This window comes from Fulvivirga imtechensis AK7 (assembly GCF_000331535.1).
Lineage (GTDB): Bacteria > Bacteroidota > Bacteroidia > Cytophagales > Cyclobacteriaceae > Fulvivirga > Fulvivirga imtechensis.
Genome location: NZ_AMZN01000046.1, coordinates 71001 through 93784 on the forward strand (window position 1 = coordinate 71001; position 22784 = coordinate 93784).

23 protein-coding genes are annotated in these 22784 nt (G+C 43.0%); 11 read left to right on the forward strand and 12 right to left on the reverse strand.

The window, feature by feature from the left end; genetic code table 11:
• Positions 1 to 104: 104 nt before the first annotated feature.
• The 3 genes from C900_RS13510 to C900_RS13520 all read left to right on the forward strand — a co-directional run bounded on the left by C900_RS13510 (position 105) and on the right by C900_RS13520 (position 3474).
• On the forward strand, positions 105 to 383 hold the full coding sequence (locus tag C900_RS13510) for a DUF427 domain-containing protein (protein WP_009580516.1): 279 nt from the start codon (positions 105 to 107) through the stop codon (positions 381 to 383).
• Positions 384 to 1025: 642 nt separating this feature from the next.
• On the forward strand, positions 1026 to 1925 hold the full coding sequence (locus C900_RS13515; protein ID WP_009580517.1) for an ABC transporter ATP-binding protein: 900 nt from the start codon (positions 1026 to 1028) through the stop codon (positions 1923 to 1925).
• A complete protein-coding gene (locus tag C900_RS13520; protein WP_245558432.1) occupies positions 1861 to 3474 on the forward strand; it encodes an ABC transporter permease/substrate-binding protein in 1614 nt (537 codons plus the stop codon). Before C900_RS13515 ends, C900_RS13520 begins: the two co-directional genes overlap by 65 nt.
• Before the next feature lie 42 nt (positions 3475 to 3516).
• On the opposite strand, the gene C900_RS13525 is transcribed toward C900_RS13520, so the two are convergent.
• Positions 3517 to 4650, reverse strand: coding sequence for a tetratricopeptide repeat protein (locus C900_RS13525; RefSeq protein ID WP_083867497.1), 1134 nt, complete (start codon positions 4648 to 4650; stop codon positions 3517 to 3519).
• Positions 4651 to 4776: 126 nt separating this feature from the next.
• On the opposite strand from C900_RS13525, the gene C900_RS13530 reads away from it, so the two are divergent.
• From C900_RS13530 to C900_RS13550, 5 genes are all read left to right on the forward strand, one after another.
• Positions 4777 to 5127, forward strand: coding sequence for a DoxX family protein (locus tag C900_RS13530; protein WP_009580523.1), 351 nt, complete (start codon positions 4777 to 4779; stop codon positions 5125 to 5127).
• A gap of 539 nt (positions 5128 to 5666) precedes the next feature.
• Positions 5667 to 6776 (forward strand): amidohydrolase family protein, encoded by a 1110-nt coding sequence (locus tag C900_RS13535; protein ID WP_009580525.1) that lies wholly within the window; start codon positions 5667 to 5669, stop codon positions 6774 to 6776.
• A 20-nt stretch (positions 6777 to 6796) separates the two neighbouring features.
• Positions 6797 to 7330 carry a GNAT family N-acetyltransferase gene (locus tag C900_RS13540; protein ID WP_009580527.1) on the forward strand — a complete coding sequence of 178 codons (534 nt, stop codon included), beginning with the start codon at positions 6797 to 6799 and terminating at the stop codon, positions 7328 to 7330.
• A gap of 29 nt (positions 7331 to 7359) precedes the next feature.
• A complete protein-coding gene (locus tag C900_RS13545) occupies positions 7360 to 7881 on the forward strand; it encodes a DinB family protein (protein ID WP_009580528.1) in 522 nt (173 codons plus the stop codon).
• A gap of 87 nt (positions 7882 to 7968) precedes the next feature.
• On the forward strand, positions 7969 to 8382 hold the full coding sequence (locus tag C900_RS13550) for a lysozyme inhibitor LprI family protein (protein ID WP_040496767.1): 414 nt from the start codon (positions 7969 to 7971) through the stop codon (positions 8380 to 8382).
• A gap of 55 nt (positions 8383 to 8437) precedes the next feature.
• Here C900_RS13550 and C900_RS13555 read toward each other — a convergent pair whose 3' ends face one another.
• On the reverse strand, positions 8438 to 9064 hold the full coding sequence (locus C900_RS13555; RefSeq protein WP_009580530.1) for a 2OG-Fe(II) oxygenase: 627 nt from the start codon (positions 9062 to 9064) through the stop codon (positions 8438 to 8440).
• Between the two features lie 107 nt (positions 9065 to 9171).
• On the opposite strand from C900_RS13555, the gene C900_RS13560 reads away from it, so the two are divergent.
• Positions 9172 to 9624, forward strand: a complete 453-nt coding sequence (locus tag C900_RS13560) for an LEA/WHy family protein (RefSeq protein ID WP_040496768.1) — start codon at positions 9172 to 9174, stop codon at positions 9622 to 9624.
• Positions 9625 to 9795: 171 nt separating this feature from the next.
• On the opposite strand, the gene C900_RS28470 is transcribed toward C900_RS13560, so the two are convergent.
• Positions 9796 to 11115, reverse strand: coding sequence for an OmpA family protein (locus C900_RS28470; protein WP_157494024.1), 1320 nt, complete (start codon positions 11113 to 11115; stop codon positions 9796 to 9798).
• Between the two features lie 149 nt (positions 11116 to 11264).
• Here C900_RS28470 and C900_RS13570 point away from each other — a divergent pair, with 149 nt between their 5' ends.
• Complete coding sequence (locus C900_RS13570) at positions 11265 to 11768, forward strand: T9SS type A sorting domain-containing protein (protein ID WP_040496769.1); 504 nt, start codon at positions 11265 to 11267, stop codon at positions 11766 to 11768.
• Positions 11761 to 12786: an Lcl domain-containing protein gene (locus C900_RS13575; protein WP_009580534.1), complete on the forward strand. Its 1026-nt coding sequence runs from the start codon at positions 11761 to 11763 to the stop codon at positions 12784 to 12786. The genes C900_RS13570 and C900_RS13575 overlap by 8 nt, the downstream gene beginning before the upstream one ends.
• 4 nt (positions 12787 to 12790) lie before the next feature.
• Here the strand turns inward: C900_RS13575 and C900_RS13580 are convergent, their stop codons facing one another.
• From C900_RS13580 to C900_RS13620, 9 genes are all read right to left on the reverse strand, one after another.
• The gene (locus tag C900_RS13580; protein ID WP_009580535.1) at positions 12791 to 13246 is read right to left on the reverse strand and encodes a YtoQ family protein; all 456 of its coding nucleotides are present in this window, start codon (positions 13244 to 13246) and stop codon (positions 12791 to 12793) included.
• 57 nt (positions 13247 to 13303) lie between these two features.
• Entirely contained in the window at positions 13304 to 14677 is a 1374-nt protein-coding gene (gene hutF / locus C900_RS13585) for a formimidoylglutamate deiminase (protein WP_009580536.1), read from the reverse strand.
• 130 nt (positions 14678 to 14807) lie between these two features.
• Positions 14808 to 15626, reverse strand: coding sequence for an N-formylglutamate amidohydrolase (locus tag C900_RS13590; protein ID WP_009580537.1), 819 nt, complete (start codon positions 15624 to 15626; stop codon positions 14808 to 14810).
• Between the two features lie 237 nt (positions 15627 to 15863).
• Entirely contained in the window at positions 15864 to 16961 is a 1098-nt protein-coding gene (locus C900_RS13595) for a glycoside hydrolase family 3 protein (RefSeq protein ID WP_009580539.1), read from the reverse strand.
• Between the two features lie 169 nt (positions 16962 to 17130).
• Positions 17131 to 18426: a D-alanyl-D-alanine carboxypeptidase gene (locus C900_RS13600; RefSeq protein ID WP_009580540.1), complete on the reverse strand. Its 1296-nt coding sequence runs from the start codon at positions 18424 to 18426 to the stop codon at positions 17131 to 17133.
• A 17-nt stretch (positions 18427 to 18443) separates the two neighbouring features.
• Positions 18444 to 18959 carry a DinB family protein gene (locus C900_RS13605; protein ID WP_009580541.1) on the reverse strand — a complete coding sequence of 172 codons (516 nt, stop codon included), beginning with the start codon at positions 18957 to 18959 and terminating at the stop codon, positions 18444 to 18446.
• A 101-nt stretch (positions 18960 to 19060) separates the two neighbouring features.
• Entirely contained in the window at positions 19061 to 19672 is a 612-nt protein-coding gene (locus tag C900_RS13610; protein WP_009580543.1) for a thioredoxin family protein, read from the reverse strand.
• A gap of 15 nt (positions 19673 to 19687) precedes the next feature.
• Positions 19688 to 20164 carry a TlpA disulfide reductase family protein gene (locus C900_RS13615; protein ID WP_040496784.1) on the reverse strand — a complete coding sequence of 159 codons (477 nt, stop codon included), beginning with the start codon at positions 20162 to 20164 and terminating at the stop codon, positions 19688 to 19690.
• A 737-nt stretch (positions 20165 to 20901) separates the two neighbouring features.
• The gene (locus C900_RS13620) at positions 20902 to 22677 is read right to left on the reverse strand and encodes a chloride channel protein (RefSeq protein ID WP_157494025.1); all 1776 of its coding nucleotides are present in this window, start codon (positions 22675 to 22677) and stop codon (positions 20902 to 20904) included.
• Between the last annotated feature and the right edge of the window lie 107 nt (positions 22678 to 22784).

Genomic DNA, 22784 nt, shown 5'->3' on the forward strand with positions numbered 1-22784 from the left:
TGTATCAGTTAAAAGCCCTAAAGTATATACCTGTCGGGGAACAGACAACACATTTTGTTGTTACTGGTTTATATTTGTCCGCAACATCATTAAAATATTGAACTATGCAAGCCATTTGGAACGATAAAGTGATTGCTGAAAGTGACGACACAATAGTGGTAGAAGGAAACCATTATTTTCCGAAAGAAGCTATTAAAAAAGAGCATTTTGTGCAGTCAGATCACCATTCTGTTTGTCCATGGAAAGGAACTGCTTCATATTATGATATTGAAGTAAACGGTAAAACCAATGAAAATGCAGCGTGGTACTATCCGGAAACGAAAGAAGGAGCAAAGCAAATTGAAGGACGTGTGGCTTTTTGGAAAGGCGTGGAAGTAAAATAGGTATTGTAATTATAGGTAAATCTGCATATTCCCCAAGGGAGTTCAAGGCTCCCGGGTTCAAGGACTGCAACCAACAACCTTGATCCGGATTGTAATGAATATCAGGTAATACTAACAAACTGATGAGACACAGAGGTCACAGAGAAATCACTCGGTGTTTCTCCAGTAAGCCTCTGCTATCTCTGCGGTTACAAACTTTGACTTATCATCTTGCAGAGATTTTCATCTTGTGTCCTTGCTAAGCCTCCTCTTATCAATGACGGGTTTTCATTACATGCTGACAGCCAGACGACAACACCCTACTGTTCAGTTTGTAACTGTCTATTTTGACTTTTCATAGCGTATGTCTTACTTTTTTGCCTTGACACAAAAGAGTAACAAAAAAAGTCAAGGCTGTGAGCAAATGGCTAAATTTCAATGCCTGCGATATAAAACACAAACTCGCCCCGTTTGAAACAACGGGCTCAAACAGTGTGATTTACAAGTGTACGTGTGGCATTGAAATTCTTAACGCCATTTTCTCAAGGCCGTTCGGTTAACTTGTCATTATCATCAAAATCAACTGAAGTTGTTGGCTACCTCAGGATGACCGTCTATTTTTAAGTGTTTTATATCGAATTCGCATTAAATTTACCTGTACAGATGATCGAAGTCCAATCACTTACCAAAACCTATGGCCGCTCCATAGTAGTTGACAACGTCACTTTTTCGGTGGGAAGAGGAGAGGTACTGGTACTGCTTGGCACGAGTGGTTCAGGAAAAACGACCACACTCAAAATGATCAATGGCCTGGTGCCAAAAACAACAGGCACTGTGGTGATCGAAGGTACCAATACAGATCAGCTAAAGCCGGTAGATTTGAGAAGAAGGATTGGGTATGTTATCCAAAATGTCGGCTTATTCCCGCACTACACAATAGCCCAGAATATTGGTGTTGTTCCCGAGCTATTGGGCTGGGCTAAATCCAGGATCGAATTGCGGGTTGAAGAGCTCATGGAAATGATGGGACTTTCCGGCGAGCTGATGAACAGAAAACCTGCTGAGCTCAGCGGTGGGCAGCAACAGCGGGTGGGTATCGCCAGAGCATTGGCAGCCGACCCGGATCTGATCCTGCTTGACGAGCCCTTCGGAGCGCTGGACCCGATTACACGCCACGAGTTGCAAATGGAGTTCAAACGTCTTGAAGGCGCCTTGAACAAAGCGATGGTATTAGTAACCCACGATGTAACGGAAGCCGTTATTCTCGGAGATATCATTTGCATTATGGATGAAGGAAAGGTGCAGCAACTGGGACCCCCCGCGGAGATTATTTTTCATCCTAAAACTGAATTTGTGCGAAAATTCATTGGCCGGCAAAAACTTCAGTTGGAGCTAAGCTTGATCACCCTGTCTGATCTGCAAAGAGCTGCCGGGGCTGGTGAGGCTGAAGTTGAAAAGGACATAACCCTGGCTGAATACATGCAAACTCATGAAGATCATGAATTGCTACAGATGTACTTTAACTATCGTAAAAAGATCCGAAGCACCCATGGAGCAGGTTGAAAACTTCTTATCGTTTGTCTCTACGCACAAGGCAGAGCTGTGGGATCAGACTGTTGAGCATTTATGGCTAACGGTAACGTCTCTTATATTGGCTACCACCGTTGGCCTGTCCATTGGTATCGTCATCAGCAAGAAAAAGGCGCTCTCTTCCTCTGTTATCGGCTTTGTAAATGCTGTGCAAACCATCCCCAGCATTGCTTTATTGGGCTTTCTGTTGCCATTCCTGGGCATTGGAGTATTTCCGGCAATAGTCGCACTCTTTCTTTATGCACTGTTGCCCATCGTTAGAAATACTTATGCAGGTATCACTGAGGTCGATCCTGTGGTAAAAGAAGCGGCCATTGGTATGGGTATGTCTCCAAGGCAGGTATTATTCAAGGTAGAGCTTCCTCTGGCTATGCCGGTACTTTTTGCCGGTATTCGTACAGCCTTTGTTATCAATGTAGGTATAGCCACACTCTGTGCCCTTATTGCTGCCGGAGGATTGGGTGAATTTATTTTTCGGGGCCTCAGTACCAACAATCCGTACATGATCCTGGCGGGAGCCATCCCTGCAGCGCTCATGGCGCTCACTTTTGATATTTTGATGGGCTATATTCAAAAGCATGTGTATATGCTCATCAAGCCGATCAGCATCACCTTTGCCATGCTTATAGCTGTCGTAATCTTTTCCAGGATCATTTCCAACTCATCTCCGTCAAAAATAGTTGCCGGTTTCCCATCCGAGTTTATAGAACGGGGAGATGGCTATATGGGATTAAAAAATGTATATGATCTCCATCTGGATGTTAAAGAAATGGAGATAGGCCTCATGTATCAGGCCGTTAAAAATAAAGAGGTCGATGTTATCAGCGGCTTTTCAACTGATGGTCGCATTGAAGCATTTGATCTGGTGAAGCTCAACGATGATAAGCAATATTTTCCACCCTATCATGCTGCGCCTATTGTAAGAGAACAAATGCTGCAGAAGTATCCTGAAATCCGGTATGCACTCATGCTTTTGGCCGGTCTCATTACGGACGAAGAGATGGCCGAGATGAACTACCGCATAGATGAAAGGCGGGAGGAGATACGTGCAGTTGCTGCAGATTTTCTGAAAAATGAAGGGTTAAAAACAGGGCTAACAAGATCCGGCCCCGGGGATATTATCATCGGGTCTAAAAATTTTACTGAAAGTTTTCTGCTGGCGGAGATGTTCAAAATAGTGATTGAAAACTATACCGGCCTCACCACGGAGCTAAAATTAGGATTTGGAGGCACCAAATTGCTTTTTGATGCCTTAAACACAGGAGAGGTAGATATTTATCCCGAATATACCGGCACAGGCCTATTGGTAATATTGCGATCTGTACACGTTGAAAACCTTCCCTACCACAAGGATACCGTCTATAATTATGTAAAAAAGGAGTTTGATAGCCGTTACCGGATTGCCTGGCTTCCTCCTCTTGGCTTCAACAATACCTTTGCCCTTATGATGAGAAAGGAGCATGCTGAACAATTGAAATTAAAATCCATCAGCGACCTGGCAAAACATACGCAAAATGAATAGGCTCAGCCCATTGCCTATTGCTTCTGCCAACTGCCAACTTGATCACTTACAGTGTTCCTTAATGGAGTCCTTTGCATCCTCAGAGCCTAATTCAACAGCAGTGTTCAGGTCAAGGCACCCGTCATATTTATCCCCTTTGCTTATTTTTGCCAAGCCTCTTTGGTGAAATGTTTCAGGGTCAGTAGGAAAAAGCTCAATAGAGTAAGAATAGTCCCTTATCGCTCCCTTATAATCCTGAATAGCCACTTTGGACAAAGCTCTGTTATCGTAGTACACGGGGTTATATGGGTCCAACTCTATGGCTTTGCTATAGTCCTCAATGGCTCCTTCATGGTTTTCCAGGTTATATTTTACCACTCCACGAAGATTATAGGTGTCGGGGTCTTCATCAAAAAGCTCAATAGACTTATCGTAATCAGCAAGCGCTCCTTCATAATCTTCCAGGGTACTTTTAGCCAGCGCCCGATTCTCATATTTGATAGGGTCAGTGGTATCCATTTCAATAGCTTTGTTATAATCTTTCATGGCTTCTTCTACCTGATCGATGTTGAACTTGGCTACCGCCCTGTAATTATATATATCGGGATCTGAATCATCCAGAGAAAGGGCTTTATTATAATCGTCAATGGCGCTGATGTATTCTTCCAATTCAGCTTTGATAACACCTCTGTTGAAGTACTTATCAGCATCGTTAGGGTCCATTTCTATAGCCTTTGAAAAATCGAAATAGGCACCCTCCAGATCCTCGAGGTTGTATTTGGCAAAGGCCCTGCTCGTATATGCTTGTGCCGATTTGGGCTCGTATTTTATAGCCTTGTCATAATCTTCAAGCGCTCCGTAATCATCGCCCAGGTTAAACTTAGCCTCCCCTCGGTTCAGCAGCGCATCAGCATAAGTCGAGTCTATCTCAAGAGCTATGTTATAATCACCAATAGCTCCATAAAAGTTGCCCAACTGATTTCTGGCAAATCCTCGTTTGTTGTATACTTCTTTATCCTTCGGCTTAGACTCTACAACTTTGTTCAAAAGTTCTATTGCCTCCTTATATTGATCGTTTTCGATACTTTTTAGCGCCTTTTGATATAACTCATCTGCTGACTGTGCCAGGGCAGACAATGGCATTAACATAACTAGCAACACTATCAGCGTTCTCATAATATGCGTCTTCTTTTTCATATACACCAAATATAAACCATTTCAAACAATATTGATAAATCACTGTAAAATCCGGTTCCATTGCTTCCTGGTTCATTTTTTAGTAAATTAACATTTCAACGATCGACCACCTAAAAGCCACATATCATGAAAACTACCATAGGAAAATACCTATATGCCATCCCATTTTTGCTCTTTGGAGCATTTCATTTTATTAACGGGCAACAAATGGCCGGAATGGTACCATCCTGGATCCCCGGAGGCATATTCTGGATCTATCTCACAGGCGCGGGACTTATTGCCGCCAGTATCAGCATTATTATTCAAAAGAAGGCGTCACTGGCTACGTTGCTTCTGGCAGCAATGCTATTGATCTTTGTACTGACTATTCATTTGCCCGCTGCCATCGGAGGTGATCAGAATGCAATGACGAGCCTGTTAAAAGATACAGCTTTGGCCGGCGCAGCGCTATTTATGTCAGGACACTTCAAAGATTAAATTGCACGGGTGCTGTGGAGGAATGTCAAGCCTCCCGGCCCCCTCTTTCCCCTCCCAATGTTTTCTTTAGTTAGTGGCTTTAAGAAAAGCTCTTTTAAGAAGCTCAGTCATCTCGAAGCATCCAATAACTTCAGTTGATTTTGTGAATAATGATACATCATTAACCATAGAAGAAACTGAGGAAACAGCGATCGCAAACCACCACGTCATCCTGAAATTTTCGTAGAGCAACGGAGAAAATATTCAGGATCCTCAAAAACAAAGTCGGCAATCGGCAGAAGCAGCAGGCAACCTAACTGCTAGTATTGAGTGAAAGACAAGTTTGCATCGAAAACACTGCACTACTCTCCTCCTGAGTGCATTTCTCCACCTCCGGCCTTTGGCCACCTCCGCCTGCGGAGGACAGTGCTAATAAAGTTCACGATAATTTGATCTAGCATTTTCCCCCTTTGACGGGAGCCTCTTCCTCTCCCACATGCCACATCATTTTTTTAAAACATCCGTCTCCCGGATACGTAAGTAGTGTAAACAATTTTCCTATGTACAGATATCTTTTGTTCCTATCTTTTCTATTTACCACTTCTTATGCTTCCGCACAAGGCAATGGCGATACCGGTGAGCCCCGAATGGACTGGGAAAAATACGATCCACCATCTACCCTGGTGGTACCGGAACATATCGTTACCACGGCAAAATTTCCTTTCATCGATGTACACAATCACCAGTTTAACATGCCTGACCAGGATCTTAAGCTATTGATAAAGGAGATGGACCAGCTTAATATGGCTGTGATGGTCAACCTTAGCGGACGGGGACGAGGATCGGAAAAGCACCTGAAAGGAAGTTTGGAAAATGCACAAAAAACAGCTCCAAATCGTTTTATAGTATTCACCAACATTGACATCAGCAACATTAATGAGCGCGACTGGACTGAAAACACTGTAAAACAGATTGAAGATGATGTTAAATTGGGAGCTAACGGGCTTAAGATATATAAAAGCCAGACCATGGCAGTTATCGATGGTCAGCGTGTAGCGATCGATGACCCGCGAATGGATCCGGTATGGGCGAAATGTGGTGAGTTAGGGGTCCCTGTGCTGATCCATGCCGCTGATCCTAGGCAATTCTGGGAGCCTCATGATGAGCAAAATGAACGCTGGCTGGAGCTCAAAGTAAGGCCAGGCAGAAAGCGTACTGACACGGACCCCGCTCCCTGGGAACAAATAATGAAGGAACAGCACCATATTTTTGAAAAGCACCCCAGCACCAAATTTATTAATGCACACCTGGGCTGGTATGGCAATGACCTGGAACAGTTGGGAAAGTTGATGGACCAATACCCGAATATGTATTCGGAAATAGGCGCTGTAATAGCCGAGCTGGGACGTCAGCCACGAGCGGCCAAGGCGTTTCTCTCGAAATACCAGGACAGGGTAATGTTTGGCAAAGACAGTTGGAATCCCGAGGAATATTACACTTATTTCCGCGTATTGGAGACTGCAGATGAATACTTTCCGTATTACAAGCGTTATCATGCCTTTTGGCGCATGTACGGCCTTGACCTTGACGATGAGGTGCTGAAAAAACTGTATTATAAAAATGCATTAAATGTAATTCCCAACATTGACCGGTCTTTGTTTCCGGAATAGTTGGCAAAGCATCATATCGGATGAAGCCTGGACTCGTACCATTCCCTGAAATAACCACACCACGCCTCTTACTCAGGAAACCAACTGAAGAAGATGGTGAGGCTGTCTTATTTCTCCGGTCTGACAAGGAGGTAAATAAGTATATCAAAAGAGCAAAGGCCGGTAGTCTCGAAGATGCCAGAGCTTTTTTGAAAAGGATCATCAGAGGGATAGAAAATGGAGAGAATTTCTATTGGGGTATCACCTTAAAAGAGACTCCTGAATTGATCGGTTCTATTTGCTTATGGAACTTCTCAGTTGACAAAAGAAAAGCGGAGATAGGATACGAACTGGATCCAAAATATCAGCATCAGGGTATAATGAAGGAAGCCTTACAGGCAGTATTGGATTTTGGATTCGGAATATTAACCCTTGTTGAAATTGAAGCATATACTCATTATAAAAACAAAGCTTCTCTTACTCTATTAGAAAAGAATGGTTTTAGCCTTATTTGTGAGAAAAAAGACCCGGATAATGAAGATAACATGGTATTAGCCATAAGCAGGCCTATGTAAACACACCTGGAAAACAAAATACAATTGAAATGAAACAAGTAAAATGGTTTGATCGAAAATTTGAGTTTACCTCTGAGCAGAATATTTTGCCTTCTATAATCGCAAGACTGGAAGGCACCCCCATTCGCCTCAATCATAAAATCGGCTTAATTCCTAAGGAACACCTGACCGTACAACACGAGGAAAAATGGTCAATTCAGGAGAATATCGGCCACCTTGTTGACCTTGAGCCACTTTGGCAAGACAGACTTGGGGATATTTTGGGTGGCGCTGAATATTTGAGAACCGCAGACCTGGAGAATAAGAAAACCGATGCTGCCGGGCATAACGAAAAGGATGTGAATCAACTGTTGTTTGACTTTCAGAATCTTCGGAAAACAACGGTAGCACAGCTAACTCAGCTAAACGAAGAAGACGCTTTTAAGTATGCCCTGCACCCCAGGCTACATCAGCCCATGCGTGTGGTGGATCTTTTCCTTTTTGTAGCAGAGCACGATGACCATCACCTGGCGAGGATCAGTGAGTTAAACAAACTCTTACAAGATAAATAAAGCGGGTCGCTTACCTCCAATCAGTTTTTATGTGAGCCGGTAACGGAAAATTTAGTACATTCAAATTTATTTTAATGTATGTCATCTATGAAAAGAATTTTATTGGCTGTTGTATTCTCATCATTTACCTCAGTAATATTTGCGCAGATCAAACATCCTATAGATAAGGAACTAGATCTATGCCTGGAAGAAGCTACGCCAACTGCGGCAGCAATAGAATGCATGACAAAGGCTAGCGAAGCATGGGATAAAGAATTGAACAAATACTATCAGCTATATCTGGCTGCGTTAAACGAAGAAAATAAAGAAACACTAAAAGAGGCTCAAAGACAGTGGATCGTGTACAGGGATAAGGAGTTCAGTCTCATTGATGCCCATTATTATAACCAATTGGAGGGGACCATGTGGCGACCGATTGCGGCTGGCACTAGGATGCGGATTGTTAAAAGCAGGGCTTTGGAGCTTCAAAACTATTATGAAGAACTGGAAATAGAAGAGTGATAAATAATGGTGAATGAAAAACCTGCCACTTTCTGCAAGAATAACTTAAGCACACCTACACCACAAAGCCCAGCCCTACCGGATGATTCAGCATCCAGCCGGTAAGACTGAACCTGTCTTTTTTCGATAGCAACACTTCATGCTCAATGATCTCACTTCTAAAGCATGCCAGTTTTCCGGCTGTGGGGGCCACATCTTTTACCTCATCACCGAGATAAAGCCTTAACTCACCACCGTCACCGGACTGCCAGTTTTTATTGAGATAGCATATGAAGGAGATCTTCCGGGCGCCATCGTTCTGAAACTGGTCCAGGTGGCGCTTGTAAAATGACCCTGGAGGGTAGATCGTGAAGTGTGTTTCATAATCTTTTATGCCGAGGAAGCAGGTACGGTTGAGATAATCCTTCAGTTCATCTATTTTACTTAAAAAAAGCTTTACTGGTGGCATAGCATTTTGCGGATCAATCCATTTGATGTAATCGCCACGGATGCTCCTGTCGTACTGCAGGTTTTCATCCTTTCCAATGCCGGCTCTTTTAAACTTGTCATTGTCCTGATGAAGGGCGAAAACTTCCAGAATGGCATTTACTTCTTCCAAAGAAAGGAAATGGTCCACGATAGCATAATCCTGATTGGCCAGGTTATCAGCTATGAACTCCAGTGAGTCGGTAGTAATATTCATTGTAGTATATACACAGCAAATGTACGATCGTTGTGTCTGATTAAAAATAATTTGGTATGATTATAGTTAAGTAAGTAACAAACTGAATCAACATGCGTCTTGGACCTATGAGGAGTAAATGCTTAATATCAATAATAGCTATTGTAATCGTTTTAACCGGCTGCACCAGACCTGAGGAAGCTCCGGTACTAAAAAGAGTAACCAATGTAGAGGTGACCAAAGTAACAGGGAAGGAGGCATTGCTTAATGCTGACGCTATCTTTTTTAATCCGAACCGTGTCAGCATGAAGCTTCGAAAGGTAGAAGTGGATGTGGAGCTGGAAGGCAAGAAGATCGGCCAGATCGAGCATTCGATGAAAACGAAAATACCCGCAAATGCAGAGTTTACTGTGCCTTTGGATGCTACTTTTAATATGAAAGAGGTAGGCCTTCTAAAAAGCGTATTGAGTATGCTGGGAGGCAAGAAAATGAAGGTACACTACCGTGGTTTTATAAAAGTGACAGTGCATGGCTTACCCATCAAAGTGCCTGTGGACTACGAAGACGAGGTGAGGCTTTAACTGTTCTCAGTTCTCAGTTCTCAGTTCTCAGTTCACAGTTCTCAGTTCACAGTTCTCAGTTCACAGTTTCCAGTTTCTAGTGTGACTAGTTTCTAGAAATACCTGTTAACCTCACTTGTCAACTAGTAACCAGTAACCAGCGACCAGCGGCTAGTGACCAGACACCAGCAACTAGTACGCAACTATTAGTTCTACCCTTCGGTTTCTCGCCCGGCCGGTCGAGGTATCATTAGGCAATAGTGGCAACCGCTCTCCCTTATATTGGATTACCAGTCTTTCCTGTGGTATGCCCAGAGCCTGGAGTGCTGTGGCCACTGCATCAGACCTGTTTTTAGACAGGTTCTCATTATAATCATCGGAACCCCAGTTGTCAGTATGTCCGGTGATCAAAATGGTGGACTTCGGATTTTGGTGATATTGGTCGATCACTTGAGTGAGTACATCGCTGGCCTTCGGAGGAATATCGTATTTATCAAAATCAAACTCTATATTCCCGATCTTCATTTCTCTGGGAATACCTCTCGTGCGAATACCGGTACTTGTCGGTATCAATGCCTTTTTCGTGATGGCTGTTTGTGGTTCCGGTACTTCTTTGAAGTGAGCGCTGATGTCCACCTGTTGCTCACCATAGCTTCTGAAAGAGCCACCCTTAAGTATTACCCCCGAATCGAGAATGCCGTCCCCAACATCCGCAATGGCCAGTTTGATATGATATACCTGGTTAGGGATTACTTTCCACCGTGCTTCAAGTACTGTGGTAAATCCATCGAATTGTATATTGTATTTCGGAGGGATCTCCTCCTTTAGGTAATATTTATTCTGCACTACTTTTCTGTTTCGGACATCCCATACAAAAGGATCCGTTGTGTTTACATAAGTATTATCGCGATAATACTCGCTGTTCTGCTCATTATTGACTGTGTTTACTGTAATGGGAGTCCTCCCGTCAGGCAGCCTGGCAATATTTGTTTTAGGAAGCCCGGGGCCTTCTATAAAAAAGCCGAAAACATCATTGAACTTGGACCCCACATATTCAAGGTACTCTTCCGAAGCAAATACATATTCAAAAACCAGGTTTTCAGAGGCGGTTACAAAATCAAATTCGAGCACCGAGGCATCATAAGTTTCTCCTCTGGCTATTGCATTGAGGTCATCGTCACCGGGGGCATTGCTTGCCCAGCCTGTCCGTGGTGATTTGTTAGGCCCTTTTATCAATAAAACACTACCAGAGGTTAGCACAATGCCCTTCGTCATTCCGATTTCGTTCAAACTATCTTCGTAGATGCCTATGGCATATTTTGCCCCTTTAAATTTCACATTGCCAACGGCTACACCATTCCCTAATAAAATATCATTGACCAATTCTCTGGCTGCCATAGCCGTATCCACCTGTTGCCCGGCTACAGGCAACTGAAAAAACACTAATAGAAGCGCAAACAAATGTTTGTAATAAGGCATAGACAACACGCTTATGAATATTAACTTACGCAATTGCCACGAAATTTAATAGCGAATTTTAAGCTTATTAGCCATCTCTATCAACAACTTTACCCTCCGGATGGTTTCCGGTTACTTTTCGATAAAGTGTTGTATTAATCGACAGACAGGTGTGTCCTGACGAAAAATCAACCTAATTTACTATGCTGCGGCTTCTGGTTCTTATACCTTTTATGTTTACCGCATTGGCACAAGCACAGGATGTCAATAGCTATCTGGTTTCTCCTGCGGGAGGGTCATTTCATAGCAACGGCATAAAGGGAGTATGGAGTGTAGGAGAAGTAACCGGCGGTACATCAACAGTTCGTGGCGTCACCATCAGCCAGGGCTTTGTCAGAAGTAATCTTATCCTTACCGTAACAAGTATCGATACTGAACCGGCACATGTATATTATGAAATCTACCCTAATCCCACTCAAGACTTCTTATATATCAAGTGGAGTAATCCAATAGGTGTAACAGACCTACAGTATAAAATATATGATACCCGGGGAACCTTATTGGAAACACTTGGTGGCGAGCAGGCTCAGTTGAAACAAATATCAATGTCACCATACGTTCCGGGGATATACATACTGGTAGTGGAAGGAAGTACCATGAAACAGCCGATAAAATTAAAAGTAACAAAAAGCCTGAGCTATGAATAGATTAACTGCTATCCTGCTGGTATTCATATGTATCACTTCTTTTGAAGTGGTAGCACAAAGCCCTGCATCTTTCAGGTACCAGGCGGCACTCCAAGGTGCCGGGGGAGAGCCTCTGGCCAATAAAAAGGTATCATTTATTGTAACAATACTTCGGTCGGCAACGGACAAACAACGTGTATTTGCCGAATTTCACATAGCCAACACGGATGAATTCGGAATGGTAAGCCTCCAGATAGGAAAGGGAAACCCTGTCTTCAAAAATTTCCGGGATATTAACTGGGGGAGTGGTGATCATTTTCTAAAAATAGAAATTGATGAAACCGGAGGCACACAGTTTAAACTACTGAACGAAGTGCAACTGTTAAGCGTCCCCTATGCCATCCATGCACGAACAGCCGATAATGTGGATGACGCAGATGCCGACCCTACCAATGAGCTTCAGACTTTGAGCATTGAGGAACAACAATTGACTATCAGCAATGGGAATACTATTACCTTGCCGCTTGATAATGACAGTCAAACTTTGTCTATTGATGGGAATCAGCTCTCCATTTCCAACGGCAACACAGTTACTTTGCCATCGGCAGGTGGTCACTTGCCTGACCCAACCCAACCTGTGGCCATACGATTCCGAGGAAAGAGCATTTACGTATACCCTACCGATAATGCTTCCGGGATCATCTTCGCTCCTTTTGGAGATACCGCTGCAGATTCTGACCATGATGGGGCCGCTAATACTGCCGCTTTGATACAGGCGCACGGTGACGGAAACTATGCGGCTAAGCTTTGTGACGACCTAAATGCCTATGGCTATGACGACTGGTATTTACCTTCCAGAGCGGAGTTAGATGCAGTATTTAAACAGAATTACCTGATCAGCGACTATTCCCTGGAAGCGTACTGGACTTCCACCGAGCTCACTACCAACATGGCGTGGGGGATAAGCTTTAGCACCGGAACTCCTAACGAAACTACCAAAAATCAGGCTCGGAGATGCCGCTGTATACGCAGCGAGTGATCTTTTACTCCTGCAGTGTCAGATATTCAAGAATTTTAAGCACCTGATCAGTATGCTCTGCCACGGCCATTGCCTGGCCATCCACTTCCTTTAGTGCGTGAGTGAACTCTTTCGGATGTATAACGATATACGGCTTACCCATGGCCGCAGCAAATCCCGCATCGAAGGCCGCATTCCATTGCCTGTACTTTTCCCCAAACTTCACAATAACAACATCTGACTTTTCTATTCCATTTTTAATTCTGATAGCGTTGATCTTAGCCGCTTTGTGGTCTTTCCAGAAGTCGTTCTCTTCAACGCCCAGAATATCTACTCCTACATTATCGCTGGCATCATGAGTAATTACTGGCGTCAGAAATTCCACAGGCAACAAAAGGCGTTCTGCTTCATTGATCAGATCACCCCTCCAGTCGCTATGGATCTCACCGGAGAGATATACTTTTAGCTTTACATCTTTCATAGATTACGGGGTTTAAACTGTAACAAATACCTGATTGTGATGTTCTGAAAAATAAAATTACCTGATCTTCAGCTTGGCTACACACTGCACAAAGTTGTTCACAATATCCCGGTGATCACTATGTATATTATTTTTTACCTTCCATTTTCCGTTGATAATGGTGCCCAATGTCATAGCTACATCAGCAGCATAAACTATGGAGGAAAGCCTGTTTTCAGCCGAAGAACTGGCTAACAGCGCAGCTTCTGCATTATAAACAACAGCATCGAAAGGTTTTCCTGCCTCAAAATAGTAAGTGTTCTCATTACCCATTGCTTTTCTCCCTGCCAGCAGCGCCTGTTTATAGCCATAAGCGCCACTATCGGGCTCACCTGAAGCAACAAAAGTGTTGCGCTGGTGTGAAGTCAGTCGCTGGCCGTAATCGAGTATTCTCAGTTCTTCCAGTGGGTTCAATCCTACATGACTATCTGTGCCGATAGACCATCTGCCTCCCTTTTTCTGAAATTCTTTCAGCGGAAATATACCATCTCCAAGATTTCCTTCCGTAGAGGGACATAATACCACATTAGCCCCTGAGCGAGCTATGCCATGAATTTCTTCTTTTGTAAGGTGTGTTGCATGTACCAGGTGGAAATGATCCGTTACCTCAGTATTGTTCAGCAGCCATTCTACAGGCCTCTGCTTCAGATATATTTTAGCATCTTCTATCTCCTTTAGCTGTTCTGCTATATGGATATGGAACGGTATGTTTTTAGGGCCTTCCTTTATGGTCGTGTTAATATCTGAGGGCTGCACCGCACGTAGCGAATGGATACCATAGCCCAGGGATGCCCCTTCATAGGCTCTTGTTGCATTATGGGATGCCTCCAACAGCCTGAAGTAGTCGGCAATGGTGGGTGAGATAAATCTTCGCTGCCGTGGCTGAGGGTCCATGCCAAAGCCACCTTTTTGGTAGAACATTGGCACCAGCGTAATTTTTATGCCGGCATTCGCTGCTGCTGCTATCAGCCTTTCTCCATGCTCCGCAAGGTTATTATATGGCTGTCCGTTTTTATCGTGGTGCAGGTAGTGAAACTCCGCCACATGGGTATAACCGTGCCTCACCATTTCTGCATATAGCATAGTGGCTACATGCTCAATATCTTCAGGCTCCATGGTAAGGGCCAGTTGGTACATGGCCTCCCGCCACGTCCAAAAGTCATCTGCCGCTTCATGGTTTTCATGACGCTCCGCAATACCGGCCATAGCATACTGAAAGGCATGGCTATGCGCATTTTGAAATCCAGGCATGGCAAATCCATTGACTACTTCTGCTTCACCGGCAGTGCCAGCAGATATTTCCTTAATTATACCGCTGTTGTCAATAGTAACAACAGCATTATCAATCCAGCCCTCCTGTTGCAGCAGTGCTTTGAACTTGTAGGATTTCATGCGTATATTTTTAGTATTGAGTATTCAGTTTCCTGTTTCCTGTTTTTTTGAAAGTTGGCCCGATGCTTCCGACTTCTATTGCTACTGCCGGTTATTCATCCTGATGGCTATGTCAGGTATACTCATTTCATTACAATGATTTGAGTTGTTTGATCAGGTTATCAAATGTTGCCTTAAGCCTTTTACGAACTATATTGGCCCGGTCGATATCATAATGGATCTCTTTGTTATCCATATAGTTGATCTTAGTCATCTCCAGTTGCAAAGCATGCTGTTTTTCTTCCGGTTTACCAAAATACCGGGTAAGATGTCCTCCTTTAAACGGATAGTTGTGCTCTACTTTCAGTTTACTATTTTTCAGAGATACCAAGGCGGTCTCAATCAAAAGGCGGTCTGCGGTTTTTTCATTATTATCTCCCAGGATAACATCAGGGAAAACTTCTTTTCTGATCAGCGGAACATACTGCCTGATAGAATGAGCATCCCACAAAAGCACTTTTCCGAACTTACTTTTCAGGGCTTTCAATATTTCTGACACTTTATTGTAATAGGGCCAGTAATACACCTCAAGCCTTCTCTCTATCTCCTTTCTGCCGGGCATGTGGTGATCTTTGTAGATAGGTTCACCGGCAAAAGTTGAGGTAGGGCAGAGTTCCGTGATCAATCTGCCATCGTCATACAATGGAGCGCTTTCAGGATCACGGTTAAGATCTATGACCCATCGGCTGTATTCCGCGCGTATCATAGTAATACCCATGGCGGGGGCAAAGTCGTACAGCTTATGCACAAACCAGTCCGTATCATCAGGGGCTTCTATTAGTTTTTGATCGTAGTGATCTCTAATATTATCAGGAAAAGCCGTACCACTATGTGGAACGCTGATCAGTATGGGCACCCGACCGGTTTCAGGTTCTATCACGTGGTATGGTAGTATCTCTTGTTCGTTCATCTGTATTTACTTTTCAAACTTCTACTGGCCGAGCCTATGAGCCTCTGTTCAGTTGCTTTAATATTTTTGCAGTTGCTGAAGGCTATCCAGTTGTATTTGCAACAATTGGTTTTGAATCGTTAATTTTTTTCTGTCCTCATTCGAAGCTCTCAGCTTCTGATTTCTGAATGAACGCATACAAAAGGAGCAATACGCTCACGAGGGTTTGACAGTGCAAGGAGAACGGCCATTTTGGTATTATTGTTTTTCATTGAGCTTTGATTTTAGCTCCAAAATGCGTTTGAAAGATTGATCGATCCTTTCACTGGTGATCTCTCCATCTACTACAAGCTTCTTTATTATGTTATGCACAGCATCCACTGTCCTGCTTTCACTCCCCTGGATGTTATTGCTGAACATCAGTATATCAACGCCTGCCAAAATAGAAAGCTTAATTGCCTTTTCAAGGCCATAGTGCTTGGTGATTGCGTGCATTTGCATGTCATCAGAGAAAATCACACCATCATAATGAAGGCTATCCCTTAATAGTCCTGTCATTATGGCTTTTGAAAGCGTACCGGGAAGGCCTTCTTCATCGAGGCGTTTATTTACAATATGTGCGGTCATAATGGCATCAACTTTATCCTCAGCAAGCAGTTTCTGATACGGAGTGAGCTCCTTGGACTGCCAGTAACCGGTTACATCAGCTATGCCCAGGTGTGTATCAGCATGAGAGCTGCCATGGCCGGGAAAATGCTTGAGCACACTGATGATACCAAATTCGCGATGGGCATCAATAACGGCCGCTGCATGCATAACCACACTATCCGGATCAGCGCTGTATGACCTTTCGATCTTGGCTATCACTGGGTTATCTTTAAATATAGACAAGTCAACAACCGGAGCAAAGTTGACATTGAAGCCTAGTCCGGCCAACGTGGCAGCGGTTATTTCCGCATAAAACCTTGTAGTGTCCAAATTAGCTGTTTCTCCGAGATATTTAGCTGAAACTGTCTTAGGAAAGCCATACTTTTCCTTGAGCCGGTTGACTTTGCCACCCTCCTGATCAATCGCTATCAAAAGTGGCAGAGGCGCCTTTTTCTGGAGTTGCCAGGTCATTTGCTTAAGCTTGATGTATGAATTGTCAGCCTTGATGTTTTTTTCAAAGAGAATGATGCCGCCAACCCTGCCTTTGGCAATATCATCAATCGTTTGCTCGTTGGGCCCAATGTCTTGTTTCGGATACCCAACAATCAGCATCTGGCCAATCTTAAAATCAAGGCTATCCACCACTTCCTGGCCCAGGGCGAAAAAAGTAGTAAGAAATAATAGACTACCGAATATGATTTTCTTCATTAGAAAAACTTTAATTAATTAGTGTTTGTAAGAAAACTCTAAGTGGCTTTAAGAAAACGTTCCTGACAAAGTGCGGGACGAAGTTCCAAAAAGCGGTAGTCCCGTACAGTTGTCGGGAAGTGCATTTTTGGGACAGCGTAACGCAAACATTGACGTTTTCTTAGAGACACTAATTATTAGTATGCAACTCCCACAATATTTGCTCCATTCTTCTTTTTACTGTAATGGCCTTCACAGGATAGTTGTTATTCATAAAAGCGAAAATATATAGCTTACCCTTCTTTGTTAATATAAAGCCGCTGATGTTGTGATTGTTACTTAATGTACCTGTTTTGCCGAAAATATAAGGGGCAGTGCTTCTGTAATAATTTTTGAGTGTTCCTGCCTGACCACCAACAGCCAAAAGGGACTTCAGGCGCTCTGGAGGCACAGCCTTATAAAGTTCGTTCCATATCCAAACCATCGAGCGTGGTGTAATAAGGTTATATCTTGATAAACCCGACCCATCCACCCACACTGGTTTATCCGGGATTCCCATCAGATAATGCTCAATGGAGTATTCTATCGCCCTTTCCGCGTCTAACGAATCTGTAAGCAGACCCGCAGCCACCAAAAGCAATTGCTCCGCTATGAAATTGTCGCTGTCTTGCATCATTATCCGGTAGGCCGAGTCTGCTGGTATGCTTCGTAATATTTTTCGGTCTGAGGGCAAGGCCTTTCTGACAGGAGTTACTCTTTTGTTTAAGGTGTCAGACAGAAGGTCTGTCAATAGATAATCAGAATAGTGAAACGGCACTTGCTCTTTGAAAGAGCGGCCTTTGATGGAAGGAAAGTAGATTATATTATTGGAATTAATATCTCTTACTATTTCCGTATCATCTTTTATGCTATCCCCCAACCAGAAGAATTGTTTGAAATAAGGCTGTTCCAGGTGCAGATAATCCCGCTCGGCCATTTTGCTTACGGTAAGGTAGTTGCCAAACACCGGCATGGGGGATATTTCACTTGAAAAGGTGTAATTATAGTCATCCCAGGCCCAGCCAGGACCGAAATGATCGTCATAAAAATTCGATGAAGAAAAGTAAAGGTCTTTTTCTGTATCATTTAGGAAACTAAACACTGCGCTGGATGGTAGCTTTTCGTAGAGAAGCGATGGGTCTCCCGTGCCCCAAAACATGAGCGAATCTACAGCTTCAGTATAATATATACCCGGTATAGAATCACCAATGGTTTTAATGGCTGTCAGCAGAGTAAGTACTTTCGTATTCGAAGCGGGGGTAAAATATTTTTCTCCATTATAATTGATCAGCATTTCATTATTATCGGGGTCGAAAAGCACAAAGCCCGTGTGATGGCTAAACTCCTTTTCAAATGCTTCAATTGATTTAACAACCGGGCCCCGCTTTACAGGAGCACAGGCTATAAAAATAATGGTAGCAAAAACGAGGCAGTGGTTAAACTTCATACAGAGAAATATAGGAGTCAACTGGATAAGTAACGCTCATTCAGAACTTTTCGGTGATGTGCATCATGACCTGCAATAACGAACCCGATGGCATATACTGACATTTCGTTGCCATTGGCGGTTCCCGTTCTGTTGAGCATCTCTTCGCTGAGACTACTAAAAAGATCAACCGTGCTGGCCCTTACGTTGTTATACTCATCCAGAATTTTATACAACTTACGATTTTCAGCATTAGATTCAGGGGCATAATCATTTTCCTCAAACCCATGTAACGCTGTCTTATCATTTCTGGCAAATCGCAACGCCCTGTAGGCAAATATCCGTTCGGCATCGATCATATGTGCCAGTACCTCCTTAATGCTCCATTTGCCGGCTGCGTAACGGTAGTTCCCCGAGGCTTCCGGAATTGATTTTATCAGGTCGATAGTGAGGTTGCCATTATTGATCAGAGCCGGAATGAGATCTTCTTCCTGTACATTGCGAACATAGTTTTTATAAAAGTCCGGTATTGAAGACAAATCTGGTTTTGCCATTTTATAATGAGAGTTATGTTTATGCTAATAAAAACAGGTCTGCCAAATGTAAGCATTTTTGCCACATTTTGACAGACCCGGTAAATGAGTTGAAAATTAGCTTAGACTGACTTCCACTTGATGGTACAACCTATAGCCTTAGTATTTGAGGTCTCCGGTTTTTTCCCCTTCAGCAGGGCATCCACGGCATCTTCTACATATCGTTTATCCGCGGCCTCAGCATCTTTGGTATTATTGTCGATAGCTCCAATATAAGCCACTTTAAAGCCCTCTTTTGCATTCTCCAGCACAAAAACATGTGGTGTGTTAGAGGCTCCAAAAGCCTTAGCTACCGCCTGCTCAGCATCTTGTAAATAGGCATGCTCATAGCCATTATCTTTTGCATAAGATACCATTGCATCAAAAGAATCGCCAGGAGAACGCCCGGGATCATTCGGGTTGATCGCAACAACAGGGTATCCCTTGGAAGCATATGCAGTATGAAGACCTTTAATTCTCTCCAGATATGCCTTTGAGAAAGGACATGTATTACAATCAAAAATAAGGATCACCCCTTTTTCGTCTTTATAATCAGATAGCGACACCATTTTGCCATCCACACCTTTGAGTTTGAAATCTTTTACCATGTCACCCACCTGGTAACCGCTGTTAACATCAGCTCCTGCAAAAAACACCAGCAGGCAGAGAATAGATAATAAATTGATCTTTAGCATGACTTTATTTATGGTTTAGTTTGATATTTCCTCAATTAACTGCTCAAGTTCACCTTCTTCCAGCTCACTTTCAACAAATTTTCTTTTACCGGTAGCAGGATTCAACAATAATGTAGCAGGAATAGCGCCTGACCAGCTTTTATCCACGCGATCTATCCATGAGTTGTAGTCTATTTCGTCCAGGAGCAGCACCCTGGATTTCAGCTTTTTCCTTTCAATAAAAGAATTTACACGATCCAACTTCTCCACAAAGTCGAGACTGATAAGGTAGACCTCGATATCCTGACGCACAGCGGCAACGGACTCAAAATAGGGCAATTCCTTAACACAAGGCCCACACCATGTCGCCCAGAAGTTGATTACTGTGACTTTATCACCTTTCTTATCCATCAAAGCCTGAAGCCGGTCAAATTTAATTACCTCCGTTTTTTGGGCGAGAGCCGAAAAGGACATCACGACAGAACAAAACAAAAGGAGTAAAATATTTTTCATGTTTGATGTTTCTGTTATTGCTAAATTGTTAATGGTTGCTACTTTGTGTTTGATATTTCCAGTCTGGCCTCGATCTTTGGTCTTCCCAATTTCCAACTTCTTCATCCGCCTGTCCCGATCCTCTATCAAGGACCTGCCTCTATCGGGATAATTATTCCAATGTAAATAACATACGATTTTAAAGCAATAAAGTTCTTCCTTTACGGGAGCCTTTCCAAGTTCGAATTTGCATTTTTTCAAGAAAAAGCAAATTTCTTGTGTTTAAACACATTTATGAAAATTCTGACTGCAATAATAATGCGTTTATATTCCCTTAACAGAACGGTAACATAAAAAGATCGCCTTATACCGGGATATATAGTTGACTAAAGTAAAGAAAAATTTATATGTTTAAACACAGAACAACATGTATGATTGATGTAATGTTTTGATCTACAGCTATAAAAAATAGCTGGCTTTTTGATGATCAGTTAGACAAAATAAAGAATCTAAAAAGTCAATAAAAAGTTTTCCACATTTTTCGAAAGTTATCCACATAGCTAAAGGTGATTTGTATAACTAGCTGTAATACAGTTAGTTATATGCATCAAATTTAATGGACACTTTGTGGACAACTTGGAAGGTACAACTCAGGGGCTGCGAAATTAACCATTTCAGGGAATTTGTCAAGGCTTAAATGACGAAAATAAAAATTTATTCAATCGAGAGGTAAAAATGTCAGATTATCAGGGGGTTTTTTACTCTTGATGAGAGCGGATGAGCTTCTTCCGGTATGTGTTAAAAATTCTGGACTTAGATAAAAATCCCACATATTTTCCATGATCAATCACCGGCAGATTCCAGGCTCCTGATATCTCAAACTTGCTCATTACGGATTGCATATTTTCATGAGGCGATACTGAAGCAGGTGGGCTATGCATATAAGCTTTCACCATGGTTTTTTCCTGCTTTTCTCTGTCAAACATTACATTTCTAATATCATCCAAAGTCACCACTCCCAGTAGTTCCTGCTTTTCATTTACCACTGGAAAAATATTCCTTTTTGAGACACGCACGAGGTCAACGAGCTCTTTCAGGGTGGCTTTAGGGGGAATCTGAAGAAGATCTGTTTCAATGATCTTTGTAAGATCAATTTGACTTAGTACCTGCTTATCTTTGTCGTATTGTATAAGGTCGCCTTTTTCGATTAAATGCTTGGTATATAGCGAATGCTTTTCAAAGAAAGAGCTGGTACTGAAAGATATTGCAGAGACAAGCATCAGGGGAACGAACAGTTCATAGCCACTGGTGATCTCAGCTATTAAGAATATGGCCGTAAGTGGCGCATATAACACGCCGCTCATCACCCCACACATTCCTACCAGGGTAAAGTTACTGGTACTTACATCACCCCACGTGATAACATTAAGAACAGCGGCAAAGAAAAATCCGGTGACACCACCCAGGAACAATGAGGGGGCGAAAATACCTCCGCTACCACCTGACCCGATGGTGAGCGCCGAGGCAATGGGCTTTATAAGTATCACACAAAATATAAATCCAAATACCAGGATAACGTTATCTATCTCATCAAAAAAAAGACTGGTATTTAAGATCTCCAATTCCCTGCCTGCCAGAAGTAATTTTATTGTGTTATAACCTTCTCCATAGATCGGAGGAAATAAAAATATGATCAGGCCCAACAAAATACCGCCTACGATGGCCCGGCCAAACACGTTTTTTACCTTTACGATCCAGCCCTCTATTTTATAGGTCATGCGGGTGAAATAAACTGATACAAGGCCGCAGATAATTCCCAACAAAATATAGTAGGGGGTATCACTAGCTTTGAAACTATCCACCAGCCTGAATGAAAACAACACATCATCTCCAAGAAGTGTAAGCGATACGAGGGCGCCCGTCACCGAAGCGATCAGCAGTGGAATGAACATGGCAATGGTAACATCTGCCAGTATCACCTCCATACTGAATATTACCCCGGCAATAGGAGAGTTAAATATAGCCGAAATAGCCCCGGCAGCGCCACAGCCTATAAGCAGGGTACGTTTTTTATAGTTCATGTGCATCAGCCGGCCCACATTTGAGCCAATGGCAGAGCCGGTAACCACTATTGGCGCCTCCAAACCTACAGAACCCCCAAAACCGACTGTGATGGCACTGGTAATCATACGGGAGTACATTTTAGACCGCTTAATAATGCCGGAGTTTTTGGATATGTCGTACAGGATCTGGGTTATGCCATGCCCCAATCGCTCCCGGAGGAGCCATTTGGCAATGGCCACGGTTATTAAGATACCCACCAACGGGAAGCCAATGTAATAATAGTTGCCGCTCTCAACACTAAATTCACTGATGAGCTGGTGCTGGATAAAATGTACGGTTTCTTTCAGCAGTACCGCCGCAAAACCGGCAATAACTCCAATTATCCCCCCAAGAAATAATACAAAATTCTTGTTGCTGACATGCTTAATGCGCCAAATGAGAAATTTTGTCAGCAAGCTATCGATTTTCACTATAAGCGTATTTCCGTGATCATTAAATGGTTGGCTGCAAAGTTAGAATAATAGCCTTTAAACAACAGTATTCCTGCTCTAAATTCCGTTAGTTTGGCCGAAGTAAC

What these genes read in the sequence shown, in the direction of transcription:
- hutF (WP_009580536.1), bottom strand. Translation starts at nt 14,677, where the DNA reads ATGAAATCCTACAAGTTCAAAGCACTGCTGCAACAGGAGGGCTGGATT.
- C900_RS13580 (WP_009580535.1), bottom strand. Translation starts at nt 13,246, where the DNA reads ATGAAAGATGTAAAGCTAAAAGTATATCTCTCCGGTGAGATCCATAGC.
- C900_RS13590 (WP_009580537.1), bottom strand. Translation starts at nt 15,626, where the DNA reads ATGAACGAACAAGAGATACTACCATACCACGTGATAGAACCTGAAACC.
- C900_RS13510 (WP_009580516.1), top strand. Translation starts at nt 105, where the DNA reads ATGCAAGCCATTTGGAACGATAAAGTGATTGCTGAAAGTGACGACACA.
- C900_RS13525 (WP_083867497.1), bottom strand. Translation starts at nt 4,650, where the DNA reads ATGAAAAAGAAGACGCATATTATGAGAACGCTGATAGTGTTGCTAGTT.
- C900_RS13520 (WP_245558432.1), top strand. Translation starts at nt 1,861, where the DNA reads ATGAATTGCTACAGATGTACTTTAACTATCGTAAAAAGATCCGAAGCA.
- C900_RS13570 (WP_040496769.1), top strand. Translation starts at nt 11,265, where the DNA reads ATGCTGCGGCTTCTGGTTCTTATACCTTTTATGTTTACCGCATTGGCA.
- C900_RS13515 (WP_009580517.1), top strand. Translation starts at nt 1,026, where the DNA reads ATGATCGAAGTCCAATCACTTACCAAAACCTATGGCCGCTCCATAGTA.
- C900_RS13545 (WP_009580528.1), top strand. Translation starts at nt 7,360, where the DNA reads ATGAAACAAGTAAAATGGTTTGATCGAAAATTTGAGTTTACCTCTGAG.
- C900_RS13595 (WP_009580539.1), bottom strand. Translation starts at nt 16,961, where the DNA reads ATGAAGAAAATCATATTCGGTAGTCTATTATTTCTTACTACTTTTTTC.
- C900_RS13540 (WP_009580527.1), top strand. Translation starts at nt 6,797, where the DNA reads ATGAAGCCTGGACTCGTACCATTCCCTGAAATAACCACACCACGCCTC.
- C900_RS13615 (WP_040496784.1), bottom strand. Translation starts at nt 20,164, where the DNA reads ATGAAAAATATTTTACTCCTTTTGTTTTGTTCTGTCGTGATGTCCTTT.
- C900_RS13560 (WP_040496768.1), top strand. Translation starts at nt 9,172, where the DNA reads ATGAGGAGTAAATGCTTAATATCAATAATAGCTATTGTAATCGTTTTA.
- C900_RS13605 (WP_009580541.1), bottom strand. Translation starts at nt 18,959, where the DNA reads ATGGCAAAACCAGATTTGTCTTCAATACCGGACTTTTATAAAAACTAT.
- C900_RS13575 (WP_009580534.1), top strand. Translation starts at nt 11,761, where the DNA reads ATGAATAGATTAACTGCTATCCTGCTGGTATTCATATGTATCACTTCT.
- C900_RS13600 (WP_009580540.1), bottom strand. Translation starts at nt 18,426, where the DNA reads ATGAAGTTTAACCACTGCCTCGTTTTTGCTACCATTATTTTTATAGCC.
- C900_RS13535 (WP_009580525.1), top strand. Translation starts at nt 5,667, where the DNA reads ATGTACAGATATCTTTTGTTCCTATCTTTTCTATTTACCACTTCTTAT.
- C900_RS13550 (WP_040496767.1), top strand. Translation starts at nt 7,969, where the DNA reads ATGAAAAGAATTTTATTGGCTGTTGTATTCTCATCATTTACCTCAGTA.
- C900_RS13555 (WP_009580530.1), bottom strand. Translation starts at nt 9,064, where the DNA reads ATGAATATTACTACCGACTCACTGGAGTTCATAGCTGATAACCTGGCC.
- C900_RS13610 (WP_009580543.1), bottom strand. Translation starts at nt 19,672, where the DNA reads ATGCTAAAGATCAATTTATTATCTATTCTCTGCCTGCTGGTGTTTTTT.
- C900_RS13530 (WP_009580523.1), top strand. Translation starts at nt 4,777, where the DNA reads ATGAAAACTACCATAGGAAAATACCTATATGCCATCCCATTTTTGCTC.